Source organism: Dechloromonas sp. TW-R-39-2 (genome assembly GCF_016864195.1).
Lineage (GTDB): Bacteria > Pseudomonadota > Gammaproteobacteria > Burkholderiales > Rhodocyclaceae > Azonexus.
In genome coordinates this window covers 682,016-706,948 of record NZ_CP045202.1, presented here as the reverse complement: position 1 = coordinate 706,948, position 24,933 = coordinate 682,016, and the positions used below count along the sequence as shown (strand labels likewise).

The 24,933-nt window shown below is 58.7% G+C and carries 21 protein-coding genes; 6 read left to right on the top strand and 15 right to left on the bottom strand.

Annotation, left to right across the window (positions count from 1 at the left end; genetic code table 11):
• Positions 1 to 83: 83 nt before the first annotated feature.
• Complete coding sequence (gene icmF / locus GBK02_RS03460; protein ID WP_203468378.1) at positions 84 to 3,347, bottom strand: fused isobutyryl-CoA mutase/GTPase IcmF; 3,264 nt, start codon at positions 3,345 to 3,347, stop codon at positions 84 to 86.
• A gap of 140 nt (positions 3,348 to 3,487) precedes the next feature.
• Between icmF and GBK02_RS03455 the strand changes: the two genes are divergently transcribed.
• A complete protein-coding gene (locus tag GBK02_RS03455; RefSeq protein WP_203468377.1) occupies positions 3,488 to 4,555 on the top strand; it encodes an AraC family transcriptional regulator in 1,068 nt (355 codons plus the stop codon).
• A gap of 19 nt (positions 4,556 to 4,574) precedes the next feature.
• On the opposite strand, the gene GBK02_RS03450 is transcribed toward GBK02_RS03455, so the two are convergent.
• The 4 genes from GBK02_RS03450 to GBK02_RS03435 all read right to left on the bottom strand — a co-directional run bounded on the left by GBK02_RS03450 (position 4,575) and on the right by GBK02_RS03435 (position 7,739).
• Positions 4,575 to 5,333, bottom strand: a complete 759-nt coding sequence (locus tag GBK02_RS03450) for a TerC family protein (protein WP_203468376.1) — start codon at positions 5,331 to 5,333, stop codon at positions 4,575 to 4,577.
• 129 nt (positions 5,334 to 5,462) lie between these two features.
• Entirely contained in the window at positions 5,463 to 6,215 is a 753-nt protein-coding gene (locus GBK02_RS03445; protein WP_203469285.1) for an amino acid ABC transporter ATP-binding protein, read from the bottom strand.
• Positions 6,216 to 6,219: 4 nt separating this feature from the next.
• Complete coding sequence (locus GBK02_RS03440; protein ID WP_203468375.1) at positions 6,220 to 6,873, bottom strand: amino acid ABC transporter permease; 654 nt, start codon at positions 6,871 to 6,873, stop codon at positions 6,220 to 6,222.
• A 68-nt stretch (positions 6,874 to 6,941) separates the two neighbouring features.
• Positions 6,942 to 7,739, bottom strand: coding sequence for an amino acid ABC transporter substrate-binding protein (locus GBK02_RS03435; RefSeq protein WP_203468374.1), 798 nt, complete (start codon positions 7,737 to 7,739; stop codon positions 6,942 to 6,944).
• Here GBK02_RS03435 and GBK02_RS03430 point away from each other — a divergent pair.
• Positions 7,738 to 7,917: a hypothetical protein gene (locus GBK02_RS03430; RefSeq protein WP_203468373.1), complete on the top strand. Its 180-nt coding sequence runs from the start codon at positions 7,738 to 7,740 to the stop codon at positions 7,915 to 7,917. The genes GBK02_RS03435 and GBK02_RS03430 overlap by 2 nt on opposite strands.
• Before the next feature lies 1 nt (position 7,918).
• On the opposite strand, the gene gpmI is transcribed toward GBK02_RS03430, so the two are convergent.
• Positions 7,919 to 9,559, bottom strand: coding sequence for a 2,3-bisphosphoglycerate-independent phosphoglycerate mutase (gene gpmI, locus GBK02_RS03425; protein ID WP_203468372.1), 1,641 nt, complete (start codon positions 9,557 to 9,559; stop codon positions 7,919 to 7,921).
• Between the two features lie 187 nt (positions 9,560 to 9,746).
• On the opposite strand from gpmI, the gene GBK02_RS03420 reads away from it, so the two are divergent.
• A complete protein-coding gene (locus tag GBK02_RS03420; RefSeq protein ID WP_203468371.1) occupies positions 9,747 to 10,571 on the top strand; it encodes an ABC transporter substrate-binding protein in 825 nt (274 codons plus the stop codon).
• Between the two features lie 24 nt (positions 10,572 to 10,595).
• Here GBK02_RS03420 and GBK02_RS03415 read toward each other — a convergent pair whose 3' ends face one another.
• Positions 10,596 to 12,581, bottom strand: coding sequence for an ATP-binding protein (locus tag GBK02_RS03415; RefSeq protein ID WP_203468370.1), 1,986 nt, complete (start codon positions 12,579 to 12,581; stop codon positions 10,596 to 10,598).
• 189 nt (positions 12,582 to 12,770) lie between these two features.
• On the opposite strand from GBK02_RS03415, the gene minC reads away from it, so the two are divergent.
• From minC to minE, 3 genes are read left to right on the top strand one after another with little or no spacing between them, the layout of a single operon-like run.
• Entirely contained in the window at positions 12,771 to 13,559 is a 789-nt protein-coding gene (minC, locus tag GBK02_RS03410) for a septum site-determining protein MinC (RefSeq protein ID WP_203468369.1), read from the top strand.
• A gap of 33 nt (positions 13,560 to 13,592) precedes the next feature.
• Complete coding sequence (gene minD / locus GBK02_RS03405; protein ID WP_203468368.1) at positions 13,593 to 14,408, top strand: septum site-determining protein MinD; 816 nt, start codon at positions 13,593 to 13,595, stop codon at positions 14,406 to 14,408.
• A gap of 1 nt (position 14,409) precedes the next feature.
• A complete protein-coding gene (minE, locus tag GBK02_RS03400) occupies positions 14,410 to 14,667 on the top strand; it encodes a cell division topological specificity factor MinE (RefSeq protein WP_203468367.1) in 258 nt (85 codons plus the stop codon).
• 60 nt (positions 14,668 to 14,727) lie between these two features.
• On the opposite strand, the gene GBK02_RS03395 is transcribed toward minE, so the two are convergent.
• From GBK02_RS03395 to GBK02_RS03360, 8 genes are all read right to left on the bottom strand, one after another.
• The gene (locus tag GBK02_RS03395; protein WP_203468366.1) at positions 14,728 to 15,798 is read right to left on the bottom strand and encodes a GGDEF domain-containing protein; all 1,071 of its coding nucleotides are present in this window, start codon (positions 15,796 to 15,798) and stop codon (positions 14,728 to 14,730) included.
• A gap of 189 nt (positions 15,799 to 15,987) precedes the next feature.
• Positions 15,988 to 17,655: a cation acetate symporter gene (locus GBK02_RS03390; protein ID WP_203468365.1), complete on the bottom strand. Its 1,668-nt coding sequence runs from the start codon at positions 17,653 to 17,655 to the stop codon at positions 15,988 to 15,990.
• Positions 17,652 to 17,966: a DUF485 domain-containing protein gene (locus GBK02_RS03385; protein WP_203468364.1), complete on the bottom strand. Its 315-nt coding sequence runs from the start codon at positions 17,964 to 17,966 to the stop codon at positions 17,652 to 17,654. The genes GBK02_RS03390 and GBK02_RS03385 overlap by 4 nt, the downstream gene beginning before the upstream one ends.
• A 98-nt stretch (positions 17,967 to 18,064) precedes the next feature.
• On the bottom strand, positions 18,065 to 19,708 hold the full coding sequence (locus tag GBK02_RS03380; RefSeq protein WP_203468363.1) for an electron transfer flavoprotein-ubiquinone oxidoreductase: 1,644 nt from the start codon (positions 19,706 to 19,708) through the stop codon (positions 18,065 to 18,067).
• 2 nt (positions 19,709 to 19,710) lie between these two features.
• Positions 19,711 to 21,489, bottom strand: a complete 1,779-nt coding sequence (locus GBK02_RS03375) for an acyl-CoA dehydrogenase C-terminal domain-containing protein (RefSeq protein ID WP_203468362.1) — start codon at positions 21,487 to 21,489, stop codon at positions 19,711 to 19,713.
• A gap of 25 nt (positions 21,490 to 21,514) precedes the next feature.
• Positions 21,515 to 22,444 (bottom strand): electron transfer flavoprotein subunit alpha/FixB family protein, encoded by a 930-nt coding sequence (locus GBK02_RS03370; protein ID WP_203468361.1) that lies wholly within the window; start codon positions 22,442 to 22,444, stop codon positions 21,515 to 21,517.
• 2 nt (positions 22,445 to 22,446) lie between these two features.
• Positions 22,447 to 23,196, bottom strand: coding sequence for an electron transfer flavoprotein subunit beta/FixA family protein (locus tag GBK02_RS03365; protein WP_203468360.1), 750 nt, complete (start codon positions 23,194 to 23,196; stop codon positions 22,447 to 22,449).
• A 57-nt stretch (positions 23,197 to 23,253) separates the two neighbouring features.
• Positions 23,254 to 24,894, bottom strand: coding sequence for an acyl-CoA synthetase (locus GBK02_RS03360; RefSeq protein WP_203468359.1), 1,641 nt, complete (start codon positions 24,892 to 24,894; stop codon positions 23,254 to 23,256).
• Positions 24,895 to 24,933: the final 39 nt, after the last annotated feature.

Genomic DNA, 24,933 nt, shown 5'->3' with positions numbered 1-24,933 from the left:
TACCATCATCCTGAGATTTCCGGGCATGAAAAAGGCGGGGTACATAGCCCCGCCGTTCTTTTCTGCTCTCCTCCGGCCTTCAATTACATACTGCGCCGGTACTGCCCGCCCACTTCGTACAAGGCCGAACTGATCTGACCCAGCGAGCAATATTTGACGGCATCGACCAGCACCGCGAAAACGTTGCCGTCCTCGATGACAGTCTGCTTCAACTTGGCCAGCATGGCCGGCGCCTGGCCGGCATTGCGGGCTTGGAAGTCACGCAGGCGCTTGATCTGCGACTGCTTTTCTTCCTCGCTCGAACGGGCCAGCTCGATTTCCTGCTGGGCCATGCCTTTCGGATTCAGGAAGGTATTGACGCCGATGATCGGGTACGAGCCGTCGTGCTTCATGTGCTCGTAGTACATCGACTCTTCCTGGATCTTGCCGCGCTGGTAGCCGGTTTCCATGGCACCAAGCACGCCGCCGCGCGAGGCGATGGCTTCGAATTCCTTGAGCACGGCTTCCTCGACCAGATCGGTCAGTTCGTCGATGACGAAGGCGCCCTGGTTCGGGTTCTCGTTCTTGGCGACGCCCCACTCGCGGTTGATGATCAATTGGATGGCCATGGCGCGACGCACGGATTCCTCGGTCGGCGTGGTGATCGCTTCGTCGTAGGCGTTGGTGTGCAGCGAGTTGCAGTTGTCGTAGATGGCGATCAGCGCCTGCAGCGTCGTGCGGATGTCGTTGAAGTCCATTTCCTGGGCGTGCAGCGAACGGCCAGAAGTCTGGATGTGGTACTTCAGTTTCTGGCTACGCTCGTTGGCACCGTACTTGTTCTTCATCGCCACGGCCCAGATGCGGCGGGCGACGCGGCCAATCACCGAGTATTCCGGGTCCATGCCGTTGGAGAAGAAGAAGGACAAATTGGGCGCGAAATCGTCGATCTTCATGCCGCGCGCCAGGTAGCTCTCAACGTAGGTGAAGCCGTTGGACAGCGTGAAGGCAAGCTGGCTGATCGGGTTGGCCCCGGCTTCGGCGATGTGATAGCCGGAGATCGACACCGAGTAGAAGTTCTGCACCTGGTTATGGACGAAGAATTCCTGAATGTCGCCCATCATCTTGAGCGCGAATTCGGTCGAGAAGATGCAGGTGTTCTGGCCTTGATCTTCCTTCAGGATGTCGGCCTGCACGGTGCCGCGCACGGTTGCCAGCGCCCATTCACGAATCTTTTCAGCTTCGTCTTCGGTCGGACGACGACCGTTGTCTTTCTCGAACTTGGCCAGTTGCTGGTCGATCGCGGTGTTGAAGAAACAGGCGAGGATGATCGGCGCCGGGCCGTTGATCGTCATCGACACCGAGGTGGTCGGGGCGAGCAGATCGAAGCCGTCGTAAAGCACCTTGAGGTCGTCGAGCGTGGCAATCGACACGCCAGAGTTGCCGATCTTGCCGTAGATGTCCGGACGCTCGTCAGGGTCGCAGCCGTACAGCGTGACCGAGTCGAAAGCGGTGGAAAGACGATGCGCCGGCATGCCTTCGGAAACGCGCTTGAAGCGGCGGTTGGTGCGGAAAGCGTCGCCTTCGCCGGCGAACATGCGGGTCGGGTCTTCACCTTCGCGCTTGAAGGCAAACACGCCGGCGGTGTAGGGGAAAGAACCGGGCACATTCTCGCGCATCAGGAAACGCAGGGTTTCGCCATCGTCGCCGAACTTGGGCAGGATGACCTTGCGGATCTTGGTGCCGGACAGCGACTGGGAAACCAGCTTGGTACGGATTTCCTTGTCACGAATCTTGACGACGTATTCGTCGCCCGAGTAAGCGGCAACGGTATCCGGCCACATGTCGAGCAGCTTCTTGGCCTTCGGATCCTGCTCGCCATCCTTCCAGGCGATCAGTTCATCGAAATCCGCGGTCGACTTGTCGCACCCCTTGAAAATGGCCGACGAAACACGCAGCGACTGGCGCTCGCGGGCAATCTGCACCTGGGCATCGGTATGGGCATGGTAACCGCGCACGGCATCGGCAATTTCAGCCAGGTAACGGACACGGGCCGCCGGCACGATGGCGCGCTGGCTGGACGACTGCTTGACGGTGACCAGCGGCAGCTGGCCTTCCTTCAGCTTAAGGCCTTTTTCGAGCAACTGCGGAACCAGTGCCTGATACAGCGCGGTGACGCCATCGTCGTTAAAACGGGCGGCCATCGTGCCGTAGACCGGCATGTCGTCGGTCGGCTGGGTGAATAACTCACGGTTACGCTGGTATTGCTTGCGCACATCGCGCAGCGCATCTTCGGCGCCCTTGCGGTCGAACTTGTTGATTGCGACGAAATCGGCGAAGTCGAGCATGTCGATCTTTTCCAGCTGCGAAGCAGCGCCAAACTCCGGCGTCATGACATACAACGACAGATCGACAAACGGCACAATCGCCGCATTGCCCTGACCGATGCCGGAAGTTTCAACGATCACCAGATCGAAGCCGGCCAGCTTGCAGGCAGCGATGACTTCCGGCAAGGCAGCGGAAATTTCGCTGCCGGTATCGCGCGTCGCCAGCGAGCGCATAAAAATGTTCGGATGCTCGATGGCGTTCATCCGGATGCGGTCGCCGAGCAAGGCGCCACCGGTCCGCTTGCGCGACGGGTCGATCGAAACAAGGCCGATCTTGACGCTGTCGTCCTGATCGAGGCGGAAGCGGCGGACCAGTTCGTCGGTCAGCGACGACTTGCCGGCACCGCCGGTACCGGTAATACCGAGCACCGGCACGTTCAGTTCGGCCGCGGCCTTGAGAATCGGCTCCTTGAGTGCGGGCGCAACGCCATTTTCAAGCAACGTGATGACACGCGACAGCAAACGCTTGTCGCCAGCCTTCAATCCGGCCAGCACCTGCTCGACACTCGGCACGCCGTCAGCAGCGACATCGTAGTCGGCATTCTGGACAACTTCATTGATCATGCCCTGCAGGCCCATATGCACGCCATCTTCCGGGGCATAAATGCGGGTCACGCCGTAAGCATGCAGTTCCTTGATTTCCGAAGGAACGATCACGCCGCCACCGCCGCCGAAGACCTTGATGTTCTCGCCACCATTGGCCTTGAGCAGGTCGATCATGTACTTGAAGAACTCGACGTGACCGCCCTGGTAGGAAGTGATGCAGATGCCCTGGGCGTCTTCCTGCAATGCGGCATTGACGATCTCCTGCACCGAGCGGTTGTGACCGAGGTGGATCACTTCCGAACCGGTCGACTGCAGGATCCGGCGCATGATGTTGATCGAGGCGTCATGGCCGTCGAACAGCGAGGCGGCCGTCACAAAGCGGACCTTGTTCTTGGGCTTGTACGGGGACAATTTCTTGGCGACGGAAAGATCGGTCATGACAACAGCCTCATCGGGAAGATGGAAAGGCGCCTATCTTATGCCCCTTTAACCATTCGGCCATTGTGGCGAACGACGACAATCATGCAAATTCCGCCAAGGTGATACAGTACTGCGGTCGACTACCGAAAATAAGCAAAATGCTGCATCGCACCAATCAAAATTCAAACACCCGCACGCAAACCACTGTTGCGATGGGGTTTGTTACCGGGATGCTGGCCGGGCTGGCTCGTCATGACATCAACCCGGCGCCGCTACTGGCTGCACTGGAGATTGATATTGCAGACACCGCCAGTCGCATTCCGGTCGATCGTTATGCGGCACTTTACAACCGACTGAACCAGGAACTGGACGACGAAGGCTTCGGACTCTTTGCCCAGCCCATGCGCCTCGGCAGCTTCGAGTTTCTTTGCCGGGCCTGCCTCAGCGCACCAACCCTGGCCGAAGCGCTGACCCGGGCCTGTCGCTTCCTGCATATCGTGCTGCCCGATCTGGCGGTCAGCGTACGCCGCACCCAGGGACGTGCCGAGTTGGTCATCAGCGAAACCCGAAGGCTTTCCGACAATCCTGAAAATGCAGGTCGCATCTTTGCTTTCGAATGGCTGCTGCGTTTGCTGCACGGTCTTTCCTGCTGGCTGGCCGGACGCGGCATCGGTCTCGACAGCGTGATATTTCCCTACCGCAAGCCGGCCCACTTTGCCGACTACGCACTCATCTTCACCGAAGACTCCCGCTTTGCACCGACGCTTCCGGGCGGCAACGGCACGCTGGTCGCCAGCTTCAATGCCAATCTTCTCGACCTGCCGGTGCGGCGGGATGAAGCGGCACTGACCACCTTTCTCAACGGCGCACCGGGCAAAATCACGACGCTGTACCGCCGCGACCGTGAAATGGTCATTCGCGTTCGCGACCTGTTGCGTGCCGCGCTACCCGACACGCTGAGTCTGGAAAATATTGCGGATCGCCTGCATCTATCGCCACGCACCATTCACCGCCGACTGGACGAAGAAGGTTCCAGTTTCCGAGGCATCAAGGATGCGTTGCGCCGCGACATGGCACTGGCCCGCCTGACCAAGACCCGCGATTCGATTGCCCAGGTTGCCGCCGATCTGGGTTATGCCGACACCTCGGCGTTTTATCGTGCTTTTGTCGAGTGGACCGGGATGGCACCGGTCCACTATCGTCGGCACTGGGCCGGCCGCGACTAGGCTGCCGGCCGTTGCTGGCTCAGTGCTCGCCCGTCTGGCGGGCGTAAGGTTCGCGCAAATCAACCGGAGCAACGGTTTTCTTGCGCATCCGGATATTCAACATCTCGACACCCACCGAGAAAGCCATCGCGAAATAGATGTAACCCTTCGGTACGTGGTGCCCGAAACCATCGGCAATCAGCACGACGCCCACAACCACCAGGAAGGAAAGAGCCAGCATCTTGATGGTCGGGTGATTCGAGACGAATTCGCCAATCGAGCGGGCAAAAAGCATCATCAAGCCGACCGATGCGACCACGGCGGCAATCATCACCCCCACCTGGCTGACCATGCCGACGGCAGTGATGATCGAATCAAGTGAGAAGACCAGGTCGATGACCATGATCTGGGCAATCACGCCGGCAAAACTCGAAGCCACCTTGTGCGACTCGCTGCCCTCCTCACCCTCCAGCAACTGGTGCACTTCGCCGGTACTCTTCCAGATCAGGAACAGACCGCCGCCGACCAGAATCAGGTCGCGCCCGGAAAAACCGGTACCGAACAAGGTAAGCACCGGCTCGGTCAGGCCGACAATCCACGACAGCACCAGCAGCAATGCGATACGCATGAACATCGCCAGGAACAGACCGATACGTCGAGCCGTTTCCTGCTGCGCCTTGGGCAACTTGTCGACCAGGATGGAAATGAAAATGATGTTGTCGATGCCGAGCACCAGCTCCAGTGCGGTCAACGTCAAAAAAGCTATCCAGATTTCGGGCGAGAGCAGGAGTTCGAACATGGGATCAGTCCTGAAAACATTTGAAGATGGCGATTGTAGTCATGTAGACACACATCGTTACAGTCTGATTAATATCACCAAATTTTCGAAAAAACCGAAGTGTTGGCAGACCAAGCTGCGACAGAAATCTCAGCCGAGGTGATTGAGAAAAGCGCGGGTCCGTGCCTGCTGTGGATTGGCAAAAAACTCACCGGGCGGCCCCTGCTCGACGATATGGCCACCATCCATGAAGATCACCCGGCTCGACACATCGCGGGCGAAAGCCATTTCGTGCGTCACTACCAGCATCGTCATGTGCTCATCGGCCAGTTGCCGGATCGTACGCAGCACTTCCCCGGTCAACTCCGGATCCAGTGCCGAAGTCGGTTCGTCGAACAACATGATGTCCGGCTCCATCGCCAGCGCACGGGCAATCGCCACACGCTGCTTCTGGCCACCGGAAAGGCGCGAGGGATAACTGTCGCGCTTGTCGAGCAAACCAACCTTGCGCAGCAGCGCCTCGGCCAACGGAACGGCCGCATCGCGGGGCATGCCCTTGACGGTCAGTGGTGCTTCGATGATGTTCTGCAACACGGTCAGATGCGGAAAAAGGTTGAACTGCTGGAAAACCATGCCCATTTTGCGACAGATGCGTCGCGCCTCGGCTTCCGGAACATAGCGGCAAAGCCCTTGCGCATCCGTACTGGCCAGCATTTCGCCTTCGATGACCAGTTGACCGCGATCAATCGTCTCAAGTTGGTTCATGCAGCGCAGGAAAGTGCTTTTCCCCGAACCGGACGGGCCGATCACGGCAACGACTTCGCCCTTCCCCAACTCCAGCGAAACGCCCTTGAGCACCTCGACACCCGCAAACTGCTTGTGGATATCAAGCGCCGAAATCATCGGCTCAGTCGTCATAGACGGCATATTTTTTCTCCAGGCGCATGAAGCCCCAGGTCAGGATCAGCGTCATGACCAGATAAAAAGCAGCGGCGACGACGAAAGGCATGGTCGTGAAATCGCGCTGGACAATACCGCGCGCCGCACGCAGCAGATCATTCATGGCCAACACGTAAATCAGCGACGTATCCTTGACCAGCGTGATGGTCTCGTTGCTCATCGGCGGCAGGATGCGCTTGACCATCTGCGGCAGGATGATGCGCCGCATCGTCTGCCAGTAGGTCAGCCCGAGCACTTGCCCGGCCTCATACTGGCCGCGACCGATCGACTGGATGCCGGCACGGAAGATTTCCGCGAAATAAGCCGCGTAGTTCAGCACGAAGGCAACAATCGCAGCCGGAAAGTCAGGCAGACGAATGCCGACATAAGGCACGAAAGGCAAGGCGAAGTAGATGAACAACATCTGCAGCATCAGCGGCGTGCCGCGCATCAGCCAGATGTAACCGCTGACCAGGCCGCTGGCCATGCGCCAGTGCGACAGACGGATCAGGGCCAGCCCCAGACCGAGCGGAACGGCGAGCACCAGGGTCGCGAAGAAGACCTGGAGGGTCACTACCGTCCCCTGGAGCAGGGGGCCGAGAATTTGAATGATGTAGTCCATGGACCGGCCTTGTCATCGGGGCAGCCGACGGCCACCCCGAAAAAACCCTGCGTACGGCGGGTGAAAAATTACTTGACGATGTTCTTGCCGAACCACTGCGTCGAGATACGGGCGGCAGAACCGTCCTGCTTCATCTCGTTCATGGCTTTTTGCAGCTTGGCGAGCAAGTCGGCATCATCCTTGCGAACACCGACACCGTATTCTTCGGTACCAAAATGGTCGTCCAGCACCAGATAATCACCCGGCTTCTTGGCGGTGTAATAGCGACCGACGACTTCATCGACGACCAGCGCTTCGAGGCGACCCGCCGTCAGATCCATCAACGCCGTAACGTTGTCGCCGAATTTCTTCAGTTCCTTGACGGTTTTACCGGCGGCATCCTTCTCGATGGCTTCGACCGCACTGCTGCCTTCCTGGACGCCGACAATCTTGCCGGCCAGGTCAGCCTTGGTCTTGATCGGCGAATTGGCCACGACGACGATGATCTGGCGATTTTCCAGATAAGGCGCGGTGAAGGCGATCTGTTCCTTGCGCTTGTCGGTGATCGTCAAACCATTCCACAGCACATCGACGCGCTTGCCGCCCAACTCGGCTTCCTTGGCATTCCAGTCGATCGGCTTGAACTCAACTTCGGCGCCAAGGCGCTTGGCCGCTTCACGAGCCAGATCGATATCGAAACCGATCAAGGCATTTTTTTCGTCACGGAAGCCCATCGGCGGGAAGTTGTCATCCAGGCCGACCACAATCTTGCTCAGTGCCGGCGGCGCCGGAATGGCGGCCGGGGCGGCCTCTTCTTTCTTGCCGCAACCGACCAACAGGGCGCTGGCAGCGAAGGCCAGCATCAAACCGGAAATCTGCTTTTTCATGCTTTATCCACCCAAAAAGGACCTGAAAGCGCGGCAAAAACACCACAGACAGGCGAAGGGCGGAATTGTCACCCTAAAGCATGGCCAATTCAACCTGAAAAAGGTTTTTTTGCAGATGCAAAAACAAAAAGGGCGTGCGCCGCTCGGCCACACGCCCCTGATTGCTGCAAAAACCTGAATCAGCGCACGTCGAGCAAGCTTTCATCCCATGCGGCATGCTTTTCAAGCCCCAGCAGGTTGGCTACCGTTGCCGCAATATTCGACAAACCGGCCTTGTCCACCGGCTTAAGGCCCAGCTTGCCGCCCGTGGCATAGTCAGCCAGGATGAGCGGCACGGGGTTCAGGGTGTGCGCGGTCTTGGCCTGGAAGGAGCCATCGGGATTCTGCGCCGGCTGCTTGGTCTTTTTGTCGAGTTCGTACATTTCGTCGGCATTGCCGTGGTCAGCCGTAATCAACGCGACGCCCCCGGCCGCTTCAAGTGCTTGCAAAACACGCCCGAGCGCCAGGTCGACCGCCTCGACCGCCATGGTGGCCGCGCGGAAATTTCCGGTATGCCCAACCATGTCGCCATTGGCGAAATTGCACCGCAGGGTCCGGTACTGACCGGACTGGATCGCCGCCACCATGGCATCGGCAATTTCAGCGGCCTTCATCCACGGACGCTGTTCAAAGGGCACCACGTCGCTCGGCACTTCCAGCCAGGTTTCGCCGTCGAATTTGCCGGAGCGATTGCCGTTCCAGAAATAAGTCACATGGCCGAATTTCTGCGTTTCAGAGCAGGCGAACTGGCTGATTCCGGATTTGGCGAACCACTCGCCAGTGGTGTCCTTGATCGCTGGCGGCGCAACCAGGAAGCGAGCCGGCAACTTCAGGTCACCGTCATATTGCAGCATGCCGGCATAGGTCACCTTGGGCCAGCGGACACGGTCGAATTTATCGAAGGCAGCTTCTTCGAAGGCGCGGGTGATTTCAATCGCGCGGTCGCCGCGGAAATTGAAGAAAACCACCGAATCACCATCTTCGACACGACCGATTGGCTGGCCATTTTCACCGATGACAAAGGCCGGCAGATCCTGGTCGATCGTGCCCGGATTTTGCTCGCGCAGGCCGTTGACCGCAGCAAGCGCGTTGGTGAACTGCTGGCCCTCGCCCAGCACATGCGTTTTCCAGCCAGCCTCGACCATCGCCCAATTGGCATCGTAACGATCCATCGTGATGTGCTGACGTCCGCCGCCAGAAGCAATGCGCGCATCGAAATCGGCGCCATTCAGGCCGGCCAGGAAACTTTCGAAGGGAACGACGTAGTCCAGCGCACTGGTTTCCGGCACATCGCGCCCATCAAGCAGGGCATGGATACGAACCGTACGCACACCTTCGGCCCGGGCTTGCACGACCATCGCCTTGAGGTGGTCGATATGGCTGTGTACGTTGCCATCCGAAAACAGGCCGATCATATGGACCACGCCACGCCCAGCCTTGGCACCGGCGATGATCTGTTGCCACGCCTCACCCTGCCAGATGGCACCGGAAGCAATCGCCCCGGCAACCAGTGCCGCCCCCTGGCTGTACACCTGACCGGCGCCGATCGCGTTGTGGCCGACTTCGGAATTCCCCATGTCATCATCGGACGGCATGCCGACGGCGGTGCCGTGTGCCCGCAAGCTGATATTCGGGCAGGTGGCGAACAGGCGATCGAGCACCGGCTTGCGTGCCGCGGCGATGGCACTACCGACTTCAGATTTCGGGATGCCGTAACCATCCATCACGATAGTCACGACTGGACCTTGAACACCGGCGAACGAGGAGAGCTTTTGTAGCATGGGGAAATTCCAGCAAGAATTGACAGAAACCAGGGCTGACTCGTCGTCAAATCCGAGAAGACTGGTGAATTTTTGATTAATTTGACATTTTACCTGCGATCGTCCAACAATCGAACAACACCGCTGCGTGGCTAGTCGGCAAGCATTTCCCCAGAACAAACCCAGATCCAACCCAGAGCAGGACACCATGGCACTCCGCCCGTCCGGATTCATCCCCTTCGTTTTGGCCTGCTCGCTGGTGTCGACCGCAGCTACAGGCGCGCCCTGCGGCAAAAACATCAGCCTTGCCTACTACGAGCTGGGTGCGCTCTATCAACGGACGCCCAATGGTGAGCACACAGGCATCGACAAAGATGTCGTCGATGAACTGGCCAAACGCAGCGGGTGCGCCTTCGACACCCGTCTTGAATCACGGGTCCGCATCTGGACCCAGCTTGAAACCGGCAAGCTTGATGCCACCGTGTCCGGTATCGCCAGCCCGGAACGGCTCAAATTCGCCCAGTTCATTCCTTATTTCACGGCACGCAACCGCCTCATCCTGCATCGCGAACAAGCAGCAGGAATCGTCGATTTGAATGCATTCCTGAACGATCCTGCACTCAGGATCGGGGTCGTCAAGGGATTCAGGCACGGCCCGACCTATGATGCCTGGCTGGATCGCCTGCGAGCCATGGGACGGGTCCAGGAAATTGCCGACATCGATGATGTGTACCGTCTTTTCCGGCACCAGCGCATCGACGCCATGCTTTCCCTGCCCACCGCCTTTGTCCCCTTGCTCAAACGCTATGCGCTTGAAGACAAGGTGGTCACCCTGGACTGGGTCCCCAACGAACAATTGGTCCATGGACTGGTACTGTCCCGCAGCCAGATCTCACCCCAGACCTTCCAGCTACTGAATGCGACACTGCGTAAAATGCGCAGCGACGGAACGCTGCTCCGCATCTACAACCGACATATTGGCGCAGACTACGCCCGCCAGATGCTCAACGACCTGCCAGACTCGCCCCAGTAAGCCAGAGCCGGGCCTTGCTGCGGTCTACAGGCTGCAATCGCTCGTTTCCTGCCCGATACGCTGCAACTGCAGGGTGAATGTGGTTCCAACGGTGGGGATACTGCTCACTGAAATGCTGCCGCGCAAAGGTCCGCTGACCAGATTATGGACAATGTTCAGCCCCAATCCACTGCCGCCCTGACCAAGCCGGGTAGTAAAAAATGGATCGAAAATTCGCGGCAGGTCCTGCTCGGCGATTCCCTTGCCATCATCGCTCACCGTAATCCGGATATGTTCCGCGTCGATTGCTTGTGCCGCAATCAGGACATGTCCCTCACCTTGACCTTCAAAAGCGTGCACCAGGGCATTGTTGACCAAGTTGATCAGCACTTGCCCGAGATGTCCGGGAAAACTGTCAAGCACGATATCGGCTGGAATATCGCTGCTCACGGTAAACGGGGTCTTGCGAATGCTCGGCCCGAGCGTCAGCACGATTTCGTGGACCAGCTCAGCCAGCTTGAAAACCCGGCGCTGGGCGCTGGTCTGGTCAACGGCAACCTGCTTGAAACTGCTGATCAGCTCAGCCGCACGTCCCAGGCTGCGCATCAGCAAATCGCTCGCCGTGCGCGTCTTGTCGACAAACTGATTCAGCCTTGAACGGCTCAAGCCTTCGTTTGCCGCACGGGCAAAGGCAAGACTATCTTCCTGCAGTGTACTGGCCACGGTGACGCCGATGCCGATCGGCGTATTCAACTCATGCGCCACACCGGCCACCAACGACCCAAGCGCCGCCAGCTTTTCGGAGCGCAGCAACTCGCCCTGAGCCCGCTGCAAGGTCTGCAATGTTTCACTCAGTTCATCGTTGGCTTTCTGCAAAGCCTGCGTCCGTTCGGCTACCCGGTCCTCAAGGCGCGCGTTCAGCATGCGTACCTCAAGCTCGTTGCGACGTTTTTCTGTGATGTCCTCAACGGCCAGAATCAGAAGCACATCGTCAACGATCTCGATTTTCCGGCCAGAGATCGAGCACAGCCGATAATCATCCTCATCGGCTCGGCGCAACATGGCTTCGTGATCGTGCACCTCGTTGTGCTGCTCGATTTGCACCATGACCGCCTGGCGCTCATCCGGCTCCTGCCACAAGGCCCGCCACTGGGCGGCCTGCACCCCGGCATCGTCGCGCTGCCAGTGAAACTGCCTGAGCCAGGCATCGTTCACATCCACCTTGGTATAGTCATCAGATGCTCTGGCAACCAGGATAGGCACCGGCGAGGACTGGAAAATAACAGCAAATTTGGCCTGGCTGACCCGCAGTTCATCTTCCACCCGCTGTCGCTCTGCCAATTCTCTTTGCAGCGCAAGGTTCTGTATCTGGCGCTCGGAAAAAAGACCACCCAGTTTTTCCCGCATATCGTCCAGCCCCTTGGCCAGCACCCCGAGTTCATCGGGGCGCTGCCAGACAACCGGCTGATCAAGTTCGCCACGCGCCAGGCGTGCAGCCCCTCGGAGCAACTCACGCAGCGGCGCCATCATTCGGTGCTCGAACAACAGGAGAATAAAGACAAAGGAAAAGGCAATCTGGGCAAATACGGCGAAAGCAAAACGCAGCGCATCCTCCAGCAATTGCGCTTCGATTCGACTGGTGGTCAATTCGATTCTCACCTGGCCGATTACTTTGTCGTTGTGCATCACATCGCGCTTGGCCTGCACACTTCCGCCACTCCGCCTTTCCGGATGTTCGCTATGAACGAAATAACCAAGTGCCTGGTCATCTACCGAAATGCTGACCACATCCTGATTACTCAGAATGGCATTGACCAGCGGTAGTGCAGAAGGAGCATCGACATTCCACAACGGGCCACTCATCGCATGCGAGAGCATGTCGGCATACTGAGCCAACGGCGCATGAATACGCAGTTCGAGTTCTTGATGGTAGCGGTTATGAACCAGCCATGGGGCGAGGAAAAGCACCGGCAAGAAAATGCCGAGACCGACCCCCAGAATCATCACCTGCCGCAACGACAGCTTGCTCACCGGATCATCCCTGCCCTGTACGATAAGATCATTCTGCCTTATTTTGAAATGTGACAACCGAGAATCTGGCAATGCCGGCAGGTCGTTTTTGGCAGACTGCTGCGGTCGACCGCGGGGATCAGCCAATTTTCATTATTCGGTGCGCTGCTGTGGGATAATTTCGCCCCATTCGAACCCCCTTCGCAAGGCATGGCAAAAGACTCACCGATTCAGTTCAAGGGCACATCGCTCAAGATCATTCAGACCCTTCTGCGGACCACCGATCCGGCGGATATTCACGCCGCGTTGGAAGAACTTACGGGCAACGCCCCAGACTTCTTCGAAAACGAACTGGCCATTCTCGACTTCAGCCAGGCCGGCGAGCTTCCGGATAACGCAGACTGGGACCACATCCGCCGCCTGTTGCGCGGCTCCGGCCTGCATGCCGTAGCGACCCGCGGCTTGCCGGATGCCCAGGCTGCCGCTGCGGCCAGCGCCGGCCTGCCGACACTGGCCGGCGACGCACTGGGGCGAGCCTCGCGGCCAGCCAAGGTCGAACCCGAAGCCACGCCCCCGGCACCTGTTTCTGCGCCGGCACCTGCAGTTGAGACACCTGCAGCCGCCACTGTCAGCGAGGCAGCCCCGGCCATCCGTACCATCATTCTCGACAAACCCTTGCGCTCGGGACAACGTTATTACGCACGCGGCTGCGATCTGGTCATCATGGCCATGGTCAGCGCCGGTGCCGAAGTCATTGCCGATGGCAACATCCACGTCTATGCGCCATTGCGCGGACGCGCCCTGGCCGGCGCCAGCGGCGACAAGGATGCCCGTATTTTCACGACCAGCCTGGAAGCCGAACTGGTTTCCGTCGCCGGTCTGTACCGCACTTTCGAAGCCGGCGTTCCAGCTGAACTGGCACGTCAGCCCGCCACTGTCAGCCTGGTCGGCGAAGGCAACGAATCACGACTCAATATCGCCCCACTGGCGCTCCGATAAACCCATTCCAACAAAACCCAGCGAGAAATCACCGTGACCAGAATCGTCGTCGTAACTTCCGGCAAAGGCGGGGTCGGCAAGACCACCACCAGCGCCAGCTTTTCCACCGGCCTCGCCATGCGCGGCTTCAAGACCGCCGTGATCGACTTCGACGTCGGCCTGCGCAACCTCGACCTGATCATGGGCTGCGAACGCCGCGTCGTCTATGACCTGATCAACGTCATCAACGGCGAAGCGACGCTGACCCAGGCGCTGATCAAGGACAAGCACTGCGACAACCTCTACGTGCTGCCCGCCTCGCAAACGCGAGACAAGGATGCGCTGAGCGAAGAAGGCGTCGAGAAGGTCATCAAGGAACTGACCCATCAGGGCTTCGATTACATCGTCTGCGATTCGCCGGCCGGGATCGAATCCGGCGCCGTGATGGCGCTGACCTTTGCCGACGAAGCGCTGGTCGTGACCAACCCGGAAGTCTCCTCCGTGCGCGACTCCGACCGCATCCTTGGCATCCTGCAGGCCAAATCGCGCCGCGCCATCGAAGGTCGCGAGCCGGTCAAAGAGCACCTGCTGATCACCCGCTACAACCCGAACCGCGTTGAAGCCGGCGAAATGCTGTCGTACAAGGACATCCAGGAAATCCTGCGCGTGCCGATCATCGGTGTCATTCCTGAATCCGAAGAAGTCCTGCAGGCCTCCAACCAGGGCTCGCCGGTCATTCACCAGAAGGAAACCGACGCTGCCGAAGCTTACAACGACGTGATCGCCCGCTTCCTGGGCGAAGACAAGCCGCTGCGCTTCGTCGATTACGTCAAGCCGGGCCTGCTGAAGCGCCTGTTCGGAGGCAAGTAAGATGTCCTGGCTCCAGAAACTGTTCGGCAACCAGCCGAAAACGGCTCAGGTAGCCAAGGAGCGTCTGCAACTGATCATCGCCCATGAACGCGATGGCGGCGGCAGCAGCGCCAACTTCCTGCCCGATCTGCAGCGTGAACTGGTCGCGGTCATTTCAAAGTACGTCAAGGTGAACACCGACGACATTCGTGTTTCGCTCGAAAAGCAGGGCAATTACGAGGTGCTTGAAGTGAATATCGTGTTGCCCGAAAAGGCCTGAGCGCTGCAATCCCCAAGAAAAAAGGCATCCATCCGGATGCCTTTTTGCATTGGGCCTGGCTCAGAAGAATTCGGCCTCGCTATACACCGTTTCAGTAAATATCCCGGCCGCCAGCAGTTCCTGGTGATCGTAAATCCTGTTTCGTCCATCCTGCTTAGCCCGATACAAACTGCGATCAGCACGGCTCAGCACCTCTTGCGGCAAGATATTCGGATCCGCCCGGCAATAACCGATGCTGATCGTCAACCCGCCAATCCGCGGGAAGGAATGCGCCTCGATCGCCAAGCGGAGGCGCTCAAAGATGTTGCGGGCAATTTTTTCGTTCTCGGCAGCGGCAATCGCGACGAACTCCTCTCCACCGTAGCGGTAAAGCAGGTCGGAGCCGCGGAAAGTGGCCGACATCAGGCGGGAAACAAGCAACAGGATTTCATCCCCGACCATATGGCCGTGCGTATCGTTAACCTGCTTGAAGTGATCGATATCAATCAGTGCCAGATAGTATTGGCCACCGGGGATGCTCCGCCGTCCCTCCAGTTTTTCGGTAAAACTGTCGGGCTGACCAAGCAGGCTCCAGATACGATCAAAGCTGTTTTCCAGCGCCTGCCGGTTGAACAAGCCCGTCAGGCGATCGCGCAGGCTGATATCAAGCAGGGCGTAGTAGTTGGAGAAGACCTCCAGAACCCCGCGTATCGTCGCATCCTCGACCGGAGAAACCTCGCGGTCACGCTGAAATACGAAATAGCCACAAACTTCATTTCCGCCGAACAGGGGATAAGCCACCAGCACCTCGTTGCCCAGTGTCCGCGTGCAAGGTTTGGCCAGCAGGCGAACATTTTCGGTCAATGCAATGACTTCTTTCGGCAACTCGGCCAGGTTGAGCACTTCTTCAACCCGCTCGACCATTCGCGCCTCACCATCGGACTCGACCACCTTGGAGCGGTGGTAGTGCAGTACGCGGGCCAGCACCTGCTTTTCATCTGTCCGGTACAACGAGGTATTCAGAATCCCAAGCAGGGGGCCCAGCGAACGCAACAGACTTTGCTCGAGCAATTCCGTATCGCGGATCGAAGTCATCTTGCCCAGTTTGCCCAGCAAACCCGGCAACTGGCTCTGGTTTAACTCTTTCGCCATTTTGCTCTCCAAGGCTCTCTGCCTTTAGTAATACTTTTATTGCGTTTCGATCATATCCCATGAAAACATCGAATTTGCTAATTTTTGTAAAGACACACTATTCGATGAATAAAAAAAGGGGCCCGAAGGCCCCCAAAAAGGATGAGATCATCAGGTTGCTGTTCTCCCTGAGTCTCTCCCGCAGAGTGTTTAGTGAGCCGATGCGGCAGATGCACCCAGCCCGGTCTGGGCGCGGATGTACTGCTCTTCGAATGCCTCAGCTTCCTTAGCGGCACGCTCGCTCTTGTCGGTCACCGAGCCCAGCCAGGTCACCAGGAAGGCTGCGGTCATCGAGATGATGGCCGGATGGTCGTACGGGAAGATTGCTTGGGCATTGCCCAGCACCTTGACCCAGACGGCCGGAGAAAGAATGACCAGACCAACGGCAGAAACCAGACCGGCAATGCCGCCCCAGAGCGCGCCACGCGTCGTCAAACCCTTCCAGTACATCGACAGAATCAGAATCGGGAAATTGACCGATGCAGCCACGCCGAAAGTCAGCGCAACAAGGAAGGCAATGTTCTGATCCTTGAAGAGCAGACCGAGCAGAATGGCGACGATACCGATACCGACCGAAGCGATCTTGGTAACGCGCATTTCTTCTGCACTGGTCGCCTGGTTCTTCTTGATCACGCGGGCATACAGGTCATGGGCGATGGCCGAAGCACCGGCCAGTGCCAGCCCCGAAACCACAGCCAGAATGGTGGCGAAAGCAACGGCAGAAAGGAAGCCGAGGAAGATATCGCCGCCCACCGACTTGGCCAAGTGCATGACCGGCATGTTGCCACCGCCGATGATCTTGCCGCCAACCACGCCACCCTCGAAGAATTGCGGATCCTGACCAACGATGACGATGGCCGAAATACCGAGGATGATCACGACGAGGAAGAAGAAACCGATGAAACCGGTTGCGTAGAAAACCGATTTACGGGCTTCCTTGGCATTCGGCACAGTGAAGAAACGCATCATGATGTGCGGCAGGCCGGCGGTACCGAAAAGCAGGGCCAGCGACAGGGACACGGCAGAGATCGGGTCAGCCATCAGCGAACCCGGCGCCATGATCTTGATACCGGCTTTATGAACGGCAACGGCCTGGTTGAACATCGCATCGAACGAGAAACCGAACTTGGCGAAAGACAGGACCATCAGCAACGTACCGCCGCCAAGCAGCAGGCATGCCTTGATGATCTGCACCCAGGTCGTTGCGACCATGCCGCCGAAGGTGACATACACCATCATCAGCAGACCGACGCAGATCACGGCCATGGTGTAGTCCAGCCCGAACAGCAACTGGATCAGCTGACCGGCACCGACCATCTGGACGATCAGGTAGAAGCACACCACGGTCAACGAGCCAAAAGCAGCAAAAGTGCGGATCCGGTTCTGGTCGAGGCGATAGGAAGCGATATCGGCAAAGGTGAACTTGCCGAGATTACGCAGCCGTTCAGCCATCAGGAACAGGATGATCGGCCAGCCGACAAAGAAGCTGATGGTGTAGATGAAACCATCGAACCCCTTGGAATAAACCAGGGAAGTCAGACCCAGCAAGGTGGCAGCCGACATGTAGTCACCAGCAATCGCCAGACCGTTCTGGAAACCGGTGATGCCACCGCCAGCCGTGTAGAAATCGGAAGTCGACTTGGTACGGGCCGAGGCCCAGTAAGTAATACCCAGCGTGGCCAGCACGAAGACCATGAACATGGCGATGGCGCTGACATTGACCGGCTGCTTCTGGACGCCTTCGATGGCGCCCGGCGCGGCAACGGCAGCAAAGGCAATAAGGCCACCGGCGATAAGTGCAATCAGGGAACGCTTCATTTGGCTGACTCCTTGAGAATCTGCTCGTTCAGCGTATCGAATTCGCCATTGGCACGGCTGATGTAGATACCGGTGGTCAGCCAGGAGCCGACGACGAGAATCACACCGATCGGCCAACCGATGGTGATGATGTTGCCTTCGCTGATCGGCTGAGCCAGGAAGCCCGGATTGAAAGCGGTGAGCATCATGAAGGTGTAGTAAGGCACCAGCACGGTAAGCGAAAGAATGATCGCGAAGCGCGTGCGCTTGCTGACCATTTCGGCAAATTTCGGATTGCTCCGGATTCTTGCCTGAATATTGTTTTGAGACATGACCCCTCCTGGGAACATAGATGGATGAAACTGCTGTGTGCTGTTCTCTATTTTTTTTCGCCGGTGCAGTCATTGCCGCACCGGTCGTGGTAATTCACTTACATGTTTGGATAGGTTGGGCCGCCGCCCCCTTCCGGAACCGTCCAGGTGATGTTCTGGGTCGGATCCTTGATATCGCAGGTCTTGCAGTGCAGGCAGTTCTGACCGTTGATCTGGAGCCGTGGCGAGCCTTCCTCTTCGCCGACGATTTCATAGACGCCCGCCGGGCAGTAGCGCGTTTCCGGCGCACCGTAGCGGGCATAGTTCACGCTGATCGCCACGCTTTCATTCTTCAATTGAAGATGACAACGCTGGTTTTCCTCATGGTTGGTCCCCGACAGGAAAACTGACGACAGACGGTCGAAAGTCAGCTTGCCGTCCGGCTTGGGATAGTCGATCTTTGGCTGGCTGTTCTTGTCCGCCAATTGGCTGTGATCGTCGTGATGACGCATGGTCCATGGCGCATTTCCGCGGAAAAGGAAGGTGTCGACCGCGCCATAAGCCAGCGCACCCCACAGCCCCCACTTGAAGGCCGGGCGAATGTTGCGCACCTTGTACAGTTCGCTCCACAGCCAGCTTTGCTTGATCTGCTCACCGTATTCGGTCGCTTCCGGCCCGGCATTTTCCTTGCCGAGATGCTCGAAAATCGCCTCGGCAGCGATCATCCCGGACTTCATGGCCATGTGCGTGCCCTTGATCTTCGGCACATTCAGGAAACCTGCCGTATCACCAACCAGCACGCCACCCGGGAAATTCAGCTTGGGCACTGACTGGTAGCCACCTTCCGACAACGCACGGGCACCATAGGAAATACGCCGGCCGCCTTCGAAATAACCGCGAATCGACGGATGCGTCTTGTAGCGCTGGAATTCCTCGTAAGGCGACAGCCACGGATTCTTGTAATCCAGACCGACAACCATACCGACCGCCACCAGATTGTTTTCAAGGTGGTAAAGGAAGGAACCGCCGTAGGTATCGCTCTGTAGCGGCCAGCCCACCGTGTGCACGATCAGGCCGGGTTGATGCTTGGCCGGGTCGATTTCCCACAGTTCCTTGATGCCGATACCGTAGGTTTGCGGGTCGACGCCATCGCGCAAGTTGAATTTTGCCCACAGTTCCTTGGTCAGCGAACCACGGCAGCCTTCGGCAAAAATCGTCTGTCGGGCATGGAGTTCCATACCCGGCTGGAAGTTGTGCGTTTGCTCGCCGTTCTTGCCGATACCGAGGTCACCGGTAGCAACGCCCTTGACCGAACCATCTTCGTGATAAAGCAGTTCAGCTGCAGCGAAACCGGGATAGATCTCTACACCCAGCGCTTCTGCCTGTTCACCCAGCCAGCGACAAAGGTTACCCAGGCTGATGATGTAATTGCCGTGGTTGCCCATCTGTGGCGGCGTCGGCAACTTGTGCGAACCACCTTCAGTCAGGAAAAGCAGGCGATCCTCACCCGCCGGGGTATTCAGGGGCGCGCCACGCTCTTTCCAGTCGGGAAAAAGTTCGGCCAGCGCATGCGGCTCCAGCACGGCACCGGACAGAATGTGCGCCCCGATTTCGCCCCCTTTTTCGAGCAGGCAAACCGACACATCCCGACCGGCCTGCTCGGCCAGCTGCTTGACGCGGATCGCCGCCGACAGCCCCGAAGGGCCGCCGCCGATGATAACGACGTCGTATTCCATCGCATCGCGATCTGTACGCATGTTCATGCTCAGAACAGGTTTTCAGGCAGGCCGAAGACCGAATCCGCACCGCCGATGATTTCAGCAGCGTAAGCAGCGGCAAACGGCAGCTGGTGAGCGGCGAAGTAATTCGCCGTGGCCAGCTTGGCCTTGTAGAAGTCGTCGGTCGTGCCGGCAGCAATGTGCTGAGCGGCGATGCCGGCCGATTTGGCCATCAGCCAGCCGCCAACCACGATGCCGGTTAGCTTGAGGAAAGGCACGGAGCCAGCATGTACCGCCTGCGGAGCGCTCTCGTAGTTGGCGAGAATCCACTCTGCTGCGGTCGACAAGGCGGCAATGCCGTTTTTCAGATTGGCAGCGATACCGGCCAATTGTGCATTGCCAGCCAGTTCGTCGGCCGTGGCGGTCATTTCGGCGATCAGCGCCTTCATCCCGGCACCCGGCACTTTTTCACGGGCCAGCTTGCGACCGACCAGATCATTCGCCTGGATGGCCGTCGTGCCTTCGTAAATGGTGGTGATGCGCGAATCGCGGTAGTACTGCGCAGCGCCCGTTTCTTCGACGAAACCGACGCCACCGAAGACCTGCAGCGCGGTGGACGACAGTTCGACACCCTGTTCGGTGCTCCAGCCCTTGACGACCGGGGTCAGCAAGTCGATCCGTGCCTGGGCAGCGGCATCACCGGCATGCGCCTTGTCGATCTGGGCGGCGGCGTAATAGGCCAGCGTGCGCATGGCTTCGGTACGCGACTTCACTTCCATCAGCAGACGACGGACATCCGGGTGGTGCAGGATGGTCTTCTTCTCATCGGACTTGTCACCGATGATCTTGCCCTGGACGCGTTCGCGGGCATACCACAGCGCGTGCTGGTAAGCACGTTCGGCAATGCCGACGCCTTCCAGGCCGACATTGACGCGGGCATGGTTCATCATCGTGAACATGTAGCCAACGCCCTTGTTTTCCTCGCCGATCAGGTAGCCAACGCAGTTGTCGTTGTCGCCGTAGGACATGACGGCGGTTGGGCTGCCATGGATACCAAGCTTGTGTTCGATCGAGGAGCAGATCAGGTCGTTGCGCTTGCCGAGTGAACCATCTTCATTGACCAGGAACTTCGGCACGAGGAACAGCGAAATGCCCTTCAGGCCGGCCGGTGCGTCCGGCAGACGAGCCAGGACGAGGTGGATGATGTTTTCGGCGCAGTCGTTTTCACCCCAGGTGATGAAAATCTTGGTGCCGGAAACCAGGTAGGTACCGTCGCCCACTGCCTTGGCCTTCGAGCTGATCGCGGCCAGATCGGAACCGGCATTCGGCTCGGTCAGGTTCATCGTGCCGGACCAGACGCCTTCGACCATCTTCGGCAGGTATTTCTGCTTCAGTTCGTCGGAAGCGTGGTGAGCAATGGCTTCGATGGCGCCGCCGGTCAGCATCGGGCACAGGGCGAAAGCCATGTTGGACGACTTCCACATTTCATTGACGGCCATCGTGACGACAGCCGGCAAGCCCTGACCGCCGAACTCCGGCGAGAAAGGCATGGCGTTCCAGCCGGTTTCACAGAACAGCTTGTAGGCTTCCTGGAAGCCCGGCGCCGTCGTCACAACACCGTCCTTGCAGGAAGAGCCGACGGTGTCGCCACCGCGGTTGATCGGGTCGAGTACGCCGCTGGCGAACTTGGAGGCTTCGTCGAGAATGGACTCGACGAGATCGACGGAACATTCCTCATTGCCCGGCAGGGCACAAACGTCAGCCAGGCCGGCCACTTCGTTGAGGACGAACTGCATGTCGCGAATCGGTGCGATGTAATTACTCATGTTTTATCTCCGGAATGTTTTTGATTTAAATGGCTGCAGCAAGGGCGGGAACGGTTTCGAACAAATCGGCCACCAGGCCGTAATCGGCGATCTGGAAGATCGGCGCATCCGGATCCTTGTTGATCGCAACGATCACCTTGGAATCCTTCATCCCGGCCAGATGCTGGATCGCACCGGAAATACCGACCGCCAGGTAGAGCTGCGGCGCGACAATCTTGCCGGTCTGGCCAACCTGATAGTCATTCGGCACAAAACCGGCGTCGACCGCAGCACGGCTGGCGCCGAGTGCGGCACCGAGCTTGTCGGCGAGTGGCTCGAGCAGTTGCTGATAGTTTTCACCGCTGCCCAGACCACGACCGCCGGAGACGATGATCTTGGCGGCGCCGAGTTCGGGGCGGGCCGACTTGGTCAGTTCGCGGTGGGTCAGCGTGCTTTGGGCGGTGTCAGCAGCGGCGCCGAGCGTTTCGATTTCGGCATTGTTGCCGGCGTCGACCGCGTCAAAGGCGGTGGTGCGCACGGTGATGACCTTGACGGCGTCGGCGCTCTTGACCGTGGCCAGCGCATTGCCGGCGTAGATCGGGCGAACGAAGGTGTCCGGGCTTTCAACGCCGGTGATTTCGGAAATCTGGGCGACGTCGAGCAGTGCGGCGACGCGCGGCAGCAGGTTCTTGCCGAAGGTCGTGGCCGGGGCCAGGATGTGGCTGTAGCCGGCGGCATTGGCGATGACCAGCGCAGTCAGATTTTCTGCGGTCTGGCTTTGGTAGTGGCCGGCATCAGCCACTTTGACTTTGCTCACGCCTTGCAGGCCGGCGGCTTGCTGGGCGGCGCCGCTGCAGGCGGTACCGGCAACGAGGACGTGAATGTCGCCACCGATTTTCGCGGCTGCAGCCACGGTGTTGAGCGTAGCGGCCTTGAGGCTGGCGTGGTCGTGTTCTGCGATAACGAGGATGGTCATGATCAGATCACCTTGGCTTCGTTTTTGAGTTTATTGACGAGTTCGGCCACATCCGCGACCTTGACGCCGGCGGAGCGCTTGGCGGGTTCGGCGACTTTCAGCGTGCTCAGGCGCGGGGCAACGTCAACGCCGAGATCGGCCGGCTTGACGGTGTCGAGCGGCTTCTTCTTGGCTTTCATGATGTTCGGCAGTGTGGCGTAGCGCGGTTCGTTCAGGCGCAGGTCGGTCGAGACAACGGCCGGCAGGCTGATCGCCAGGGTTTCCAGACCCCCGTCGATTTCGCGGGTGACTTCTGCCTTGCCGCCGGCGATGACAACCTTGGAGGCGAAGGTGGCTTGCGGCCAGTTCTGCAGCGCGGCCAGCATCTGGCCGGTCTGGTTGGCATCGTCGTCAATCGCTTGCTTGCCGCAGATGACGAGTTGCGGTTGTTCCTTGTCGCACAACGCCTTGAGCAACTTGGCGACAGCCAGCGGCTGAAGTTCAACGTCGGTTTCAACCAGGATGCCGCGGTCGGCACCAATCGCCATCGCGGTGCGCAGGGTTTCCTGGCAGGCGGCCACGCCGCAGGAAACAGCGATCACTTCAGTCGCAATGCCGGCTTCCTTCAGGCGTACCGCTTCTTCAACCGCGATTTCGTCGAACGGGTTCATGCTCATCTTGACGTTGGCCAGGTCTACCCCTGAACCATCCGCCTTCACGCGTACCTTGACGTTGTAGTCCACTACCCGCTTCACGGGGACGAGAATTTTCATGTTTGTTTCCTTTGAAAAACGAAGCCCCCACCGGCATCAGCACGGCAGGGGCTGCGATCATTCGATGGCGAGCGCCGAATTGGCGTGCTGACGCAGGACGTATTTCTGGATCTTGCCGGTCGAGGTCTTGGGTAATTCGCCAAAGACAATGACCTTCGGTACCTTGAAGCGGGCCAGATGGCTGCGGCAGTGTTCGATGATCTCGGTTTCTGTCGTTTTCACCCCATCCTTCAACTCGATGAAGGCGGCCGGCACCTCGCCCCACTTTTCGTCAGGCTTGGCCACCACGGCGGCAGCAATCACGGACGGATGGCGATACAGCACATCCTCGACCTCAAGCGATGAAATGTTCTCGCCGCCGGAAATGATGATGTCCTTGGAACGATCCTTGATCTTGACGTAACCATCGCTATGCACGACGGCCAGGTCGCCAGTGTGGAACCAGCCGCCGGCAAAAGCTTCTTCCGTCGCTTTCGGGTTTTTCAGGTAGCCCTTCATCACCAGATTGCCGCGGAACATGATCTCGCCCATCGTTTCACCATCCCAGGGCACCGGCTGCATGGTCACCGGGTCGAGCACGGTGATCGCTTCCTGCATGTGGTAATTGACGCCCTGGCGGCCATTGCGGGCGGCCCGCAGATCGATCGGCAACTTGTCCCATTCCGGGTGCTTGGCACAGACGGCAGCCGGACCGTATGTCTCGGTCAACCCGTAAACATGGGTGATATTGAACCCCATCTGTTCCGCCCCCTCGATAATCGCGGCAGGTGGCGCAGCGCCGGCGATCAGGCCGTTGACCTGATGCGTGATGCCTTCCTTGAGCGCGGCCGGGGCATTGATCATCATGCCGTACACGATGGGCGCGCCGCACATGTGGCTGACCTTGTGTTCCTTGATCAGGCCGAAGATCAGTGCCGGGTCGACCTTGCGCAGACAGACGCTGGTCCCGGCATTGGCTGCCAGCGTCCAGGGGAAACACCAGCCGTTGCAATGGAACATCGGCAGCGTCCAGAGATAGACCGCGTGCGGCGGCATGCCCCAGGAAATGATGTTGCTGGCCGAATTGAGATAGGCACCACGATGGTGATACACCACGCCCTTCGGATTACCTGTCGTACCCGAGGTGTAGTTCAGGGCAATGGCATCCCATTCGCTGTCCGGCAACTGCCAGACGAAATCGGGATCGCCTTCATTGATGAAGGCCTCGTAGTCTTTTTCACCGAGCCGTTCAGCGCCCGGATAGTCGGCATCGACGATATCGATGACCAGCGGCTTCGGGCCCTCGATCAAGGCCAGCGCTGCCTTGACCGTCTTGAGGAACTCAGGATCGGTGATCAGCACCTTGGCTTCGCCGTGTTGCAGCATGAAGGCAATGGCTTCGGCGTCAAGACGGGTATTCAGGGTATTGAGTACGGCACCGGTCATCGGCACGCCGAAATGACACTCGAACATCGGCGCCGTATTCGGCAGCATGACGGCGACGGTATCGCCCTTGCCGATACCACGCACCTTGAGTGCCGAGGCCAGTTGGCGACAACGGTCGTAGCTTTCTTTCCAGGTATATTGACGCTCGCCCTGGATGACGGAAATACGCTTCGGGTAAACGAAGGCTGACCGCTCGATAAAACTCAGCGGTGAAAGCGCAACGTAGTTCGCCGGGTTCTGATCGAGCCCGACGGCATAGGGATGACTTGCCACAAATATCTCCTCACGATTCTTTCGAAAAGCGCTGTTCTC

Coding starts and splice junctions, on each gene's coding strand:
- icmF (WP_203468378.1), bottom strand. CDS start 3,347: ATGACCGATCTTTCCGTCGCCAAGAAATTGTCCCCGTACAAGCCCAAG.
- GBK02_RS03455 (WP_203468377.1), top strand. CDS start 3,488: ATGCTGCATCGCACCAATCAAAATTCAAACACCCGCACGCAAACCACT.
- GBK02_RS03450 (WP_203468376.1), bottom strand. CDS start 5,333: ATGTTCGAACTCCTGCTCTCGCCCGAAATCTGGATAGCTTTTTTGACG.
- GBK02_RS03445 (WP_203469285.1), bottom strand. CDS start 6,215: ATGATTTCGGCGCTTGATATCCACAAGCAGTTTGCGGGTGTCGAGGTG.
- GBK02_RS03440 (WP_203468375.1), bottom strand. CDS start 6,873: ATGGACTACATCATTCAAATTCTCGGCCCCCTGCTCCAGGGGACGGTA.
- GBK02_RS03430 (WP_203468373.1), top strand. CDS start 7,738: ATGCTTTATCCACCCAAAAAGGACCTGAAAGCGCGGCAAAAACACCAC.
- GBK02_RS03435 (WP_203468374.1), bottom strand. CDS start 7,739: ATGAAAAAGCAGATTTCCGGTTTGATGCTGGCCTTCGCTGCCAGCGCC.
- gpmI (WP_203468372.1), bottom strand. CDS start 9,559: ATGCTACAAAAGCTCTCCTCGTTCGCCGGTGTTCAAGGTCCAGTCGTG.
- GBK02_RS03420 (WP_203468371.1), top strand. CDS start 9,747: ATGGCACTCCGCCCGTCCGGATTCATCCCCTTCGTTTTGGCCTGCTCG.
- minC (WP_203468369.1), top strand. CDS start 12,771: ATGGCAAAAGACTCACCGATTCAGTTCAAGGGCACATCGCTCAAGATC.
- minE (WP_203468367.1), top strand. CDS start 14,410: ATGTCCTGGCTCCAGAAACTGTTCGGCAACCAGCCGAAAACGGCTCAG.
- GBK02_RS03395 (WP_203468366.1), bottom strand. CDS start 15,798: ATGGCGAAAGAGTTAAACCAGAGCCAGTTGCCGGGTTTGCTGGGCAAA.
- GBK02_RS03390 (WP_203468365.1), bottom strand. CDS start 17,655: ATGAAGCGTTCCCTGATTGCACTTATCGCCGGTGGCCTTATTGCCTTT.
- GBK02_RS03385 (WP_203468364.1), bottom strand. CDS start 17,966: ATGTCTCAAAACAATATTCAGGCAAGAATCCGGAGCAATCCGAAATTT.
- GBK02_RS03380 (WP_203468363.1), bottom strand. CDS start 19,708: ATGAACATGCGTACAGATCGCGATGCGATGGAATACGACGTCGTTATC.
- GBK02_RS03375 (WP_203468362.1), bottom strand. CDS start 21,489: ATGAGTAATTACATCGCACCGATTCGCGACATGCAGTTCGTCCTCAAC.
- GBK02_RS03370 (WP_203468361.1), bottom strand. CDS start 22,444: ATGACCATCCTCGTTATCGCAGAACACGACCACGCCAGCCTCAAGGCC.
- GBK02_RS03365 (WP_203468360.1), bottom strand. CDS start 23,196: ATGAAAATTCTCGTCCCCGTGAAGCGGGTAGTGGACTACAACGTCAAG.